Source organism: Oleiphilus sp. HI0086 (assembly GCF_001635225.1).
Map to the genome: position 1 here is coordinate 1 of NZ_LWFZ01000893.1, position 2,879 is coordinate 2,879.

4 protein-coding genes are annotated in these 2,879 nt (G+C 42.4%); all 4 read left to right on the forward strand.

Features of this window, described 5'->3' with window-relative positions:
• Window positions 1–2: 2 nt before the first annotated feature.
• Genes rfbA through A3756_RS16095 form a run of 4 tightly spaced genes read left to right on the forward strand, consistent with a single transcriptional unit; the run spans window position 3 to window position 2,633 of the window.
• Window positions 3–866: a glucose-1-phosphate thymidylyltransferase RfbA gene (rfbA, locus tag A3756_RS16080; RefSeq protein WP_068553914.1), complete on the forward strand. Its 864-nt coding sequence runs from the start codon at window positions 3–5 to the stop codon at window positions 864–866.
• A gap of 3 nt (window positions 867–869) precedes the next feature.
• A complete protein-coding gene (rfbC, locus tag A3756_RS16085; protein WP_068553916.1) occupies window positions 870–1,406 on the forward strand; it encodes a dTDP-4-dehydrorhamnose 3,5-epimerase in 537 nt (178 codons plus the stop codon).
• 34 nt (window positions 1,407–1,440) lie between these two features.
• A complete protein-coding gene (locus tag A3756_RS16090; protein ID WP_368664590.1) occupies window positions 1,441–1,995 on the forward strand; it encodes a sugar transferase in 555 nt (184 codons plus the stop codon).
• Window positions 1,996–2,036: 41 nt separating this feature from the next.
• Window positions 2,037–2,633 carry an acetyltransferase gene (locus tag A3756_RS16095; protein WP_068553918.1) on the forward strand — a complete coding sequence of 199 codons (597 nt, stop codon included), beginning with the start codon at window positions 2,037–2,039 and terminating at the stop codon, window positions 2,631–2,633.
• The last annotated feature ends 246 nt before the right edge of the window (window positions 2,634–2,879 follow it).

A 2,879-nucleotide genomic window follows, 5' to 3' on the forward strand; every position in this document is an offset into this window, starting at 1 on the left:
TTGTGAAAGGAATAATTTTAGCGGGGGGCAGCGGAACAAGGCTTCACCCGATCACCAAGGGCGTGTCTAAACAACTATTGCCTATCTATGACAAGCCTATGGTTTATTACCCGATATCAATATTAATGCTCGCGGGCATAAGAGATATTTTGGTGATATCAACCCCTGACGACATTCAAGGTTATAAGAACCTATTAGAGGATGGGTCACAGTTTGGTGTCAACTTTGAATATGCGATACAAGAAAAACCAGAGGGATTGGCGCAAGCGTTCATTATCGGTGAGGACTTTATCGGCGACGATTCTGTCTGTTTAGTTCTAGGCGATAATATTTTTTATGGCCAGTCTTTTTCCAAACAATTAACTGATGCCGCAAATATGGAAGAAGGAGCAACCGTTTTTGGTTATCGTGTTCGTGATCCTGAGCGCTTCGGGGTGGTCGAGTTCGACGATAATGGCACAGTGATTAGTCTTGAAGAAAAGCCGGAAGCCCCAAAGTCTAACTATGCCGTGACAGGTTTATATTTCTATGACAATCGAGTGATCGATATTGCAAAGAGTATCAAGCCTTCTGCTCGTGGTGAACTTGAAATCACGGATGTGAATAATGCATATTTGTCTGCAGGTAAGTTGAGTGTATCTTTATTGGGAAGAGGCTTTGCTTGGTTGGATACGGGTACGCACGATTCATTACTAGAAGCCGGGCATTTTGTTCAGACGATTGAGCATCGTCAAGGGCTTAAAGTAGCTTGTCTAGAAGAGATAGGTTTTAACCAAGGCTGGATCAGTAAAGAGAGACTGCAAAAACAAGGTGAAGCTTTGTCTAAAACTGGTTATGGCCAATATTTGTTATCATTGTTGAGTTGATAGATGAAAGTAATTGAAACGCCGTTAAAGGATTGTGTTGAAATCGAACCGCGGGTATTTGGTGATGATCGAGGTTTCTTCTTAGAAACATTCCAGGCAGAAAGGTATCGCACTGAAGCAGGTATTAGTCAGGCCTTTGTTCAGGATAACCATTCCCGGTCTACTCGCGGGGTTTTGAGAGGTTTACATTTTCAAAAAACTAAACCTCAAGGTAAATTGGTGCGCGTTGTTTCTGGGAAGGTCTTGGATGCGGTTGTAGATTTACGAAGAGGTTCTGCTAGTTTTGGTGAGCATCATACGGTAATACTATCCGAAGAAAATAAGAAACAGTTTTGGGTGCCTCCAGGGTTTGCGCATGGTTTTGTGGTGCTTTCTGAGACAGCGGACTTCGAATACAAGTGTACGGATTATTATGACCCTTCAGATGAAGGTGGTTTGGTTTGGAATGATCCTACTCTTAGTATTGATTGGGGTATCGACGATGTATCGTTGTCCGAGAAAGATAGGGTTTTACCTACATTTAAAGAGTTATTTTCATAGCCCAGGTTTATATTTACCTTTTGAGTATTGAGCAGTGTTGATTCGTATATTTGATATTATTTTTTCGTTATTTGGTTTGGTGTTGGGCTTTCCAGTCTTGGTTGTGATTATGCTGATAGGGCTGTTTGATACAGGGTCGCCAGTCTTTCGGCAAGAGAGAGTAGGGCGAAATAAAAAGCCTTTTATTTTGGTGAAATTCAGGACGATGAAAGTCGATACAGCTTCAGTTGCGACTCACTTGGCAAACAGTGCCTCAATTACGCCTTTTGGAAATTTCTTACGTAAGACTAAACTCGATGAATTACCACAGTTGTGGAATGTGTTGAAAGGTGATATGAGCTTAGTTGGCCCTCGTCCAGGCCTGTTTAATCAGGAAGAATTAACGGCTGCTCGTGAGGCTCAGGATGTTTTTTCTGTTAGACCTGGTATTACAGGCGAAGCGCAGGTCAATGAAATCGATATGTCTACACCTGTTAGGCTTGCCGAAGTCGATGCGAAAATGATTCGAGAGTTGAACATTTCAAATTATTTTAAGTTTATTCTTATGACTGTTACGGGTAAGGGGGCTGGAGATAGAATCCAGTCTTAATTCAATACTTCGAATAACTCTGTTAGGGATAGAAAGTTAGAATGAGTGAAATGTCTACTGGTACAAAGCGAACACTCCTAATAATTGGCGCAGGTGGTCACGGCCAAGCAGTAATGGATTTAGCTGAAATTACTGGTGAGTATAGTGATATCTTCTTCGCTGATGATAATGCGCCGTCTGACGAACCCGTTATGGGCAAAGAAGTCGTTGCTAAGGTAGAGGATGTCTTTAAAGGTGACATCAAGGTCGATGATGTGTTTGTTGCGATTGGAAACAACAGTGTAAGAAAGCAGATTGTTGAGCGTTTAAAAGTAGAAGGCTTTAATTTAACGTCTCTCATACACCCACAAGCAACGGTAAGTAGGTATGCTCAAGTTGAAGCGGGTGTAGCGATTATGGCCGGTGCTTATGTTGGTACGAGTGCAGTCGTTAGAACTGGCGTAGTGATAAACGCGAATGCCACGGCAGATCATGACTGTGTGCTGCATGAATTTTCTCACCTTGGTGTAGGTGTTCAGCTTGCTGGCGGTGTTGAAGTAGGTGCAATGGCTTGGTTACAAGCGGGAAGTTGCTGTGGATACTTTGTAAAAGCTGAAAAAGGAAAAACCTATCCGCCAGGTTCAGTGCTTGCTTCGTAATTTTGAAAGTGGTTTGAATACAATCTATGAAGGTACCTAGCCGCTTTGAAGAGCTAGCTGGCAATGAATTACAACTTCTTGCTTTACTCTGTCGGCCGAGTCTTACAAAAGGTCAGGCCGAATTTGTTAAGCCACGGCTTCCAATCGTAAATATATCAAAGTTGAATGAGCTAGTAGCTCATCACCGCGTATCAGTGGCAAAAGGGGTCGGTGACACATAATAATCATTCGTATTACTTGCCCTAC